General features: G+C 41.1%; 1 protein-coding gene. It reads left to right on the top strand.

Annotated elements, in window-relative coordinates:
- Window positions 1–56: 56 nt before the first annotated feature.
- A partial coding sequence (locus tag OH455_RS23245; RefSeq protein WP_269982944.1) for a hypothetical protein occupies window positions 57–518 on the top strand: 462 nt, incomplete at its 3' end.

The raw sequence follows: 518 nt of genomic DNA, 5'->3' as shown, positions 1-518 counted from the left end.
CAAAGGCCATGCAATGCCGTCACGAAGGATAGATAGGCGTGCAAAGGGATTAATCGATGAGCAGAGTCAATACCCAAGAAACCCTGGTTAGGTTTCGGTATGCACAAAAGTTGATGGATGGGCGAGATGAATTTGTCAATCAGAAAGTTATAACGCCTACTGATCAACCACCAGAGCCATTTATGCAGGTGACTGACGATATTATATCCATTCGCGATGCAAGGCATACTATTCGCTCCGTTTACCTTGTTCCTGTTGTGGTGGTAGTGTGGTTTCTCTTTATTGTTATACTCAGTGATTTCGGCTTAAATTCAGCCTCCATATCTCATGGGAAAGAGCAATTGAGTCGCTACCAAGAAGAAGAACAAAAAGGCAGTTACTTTAGTGACAATAAACGGAGGGATTATTCATTTTATCAAACAGTGTTTGCTAATAATGGTGATTATTCATTGGTCAATTATATTCGAGCTGTCTACAAATATGGTCGTGAAGGGTCACGTAAGGGCTTGGAAAAAGAA

The organism is Vibrio sp. T11.5 (genome assembly GCF_027587155.1).
GTDB classification, from domain to species: domain Bacteria; phylum Pseudomonadota; class Gammaproteobacteria; order Enterobacterales; family Vibrionaceae; genus Vibrio; species Vibrio neptunius.
This window is presented reverse-complemented; position numbering and strand designations above follow the sequence as displayed.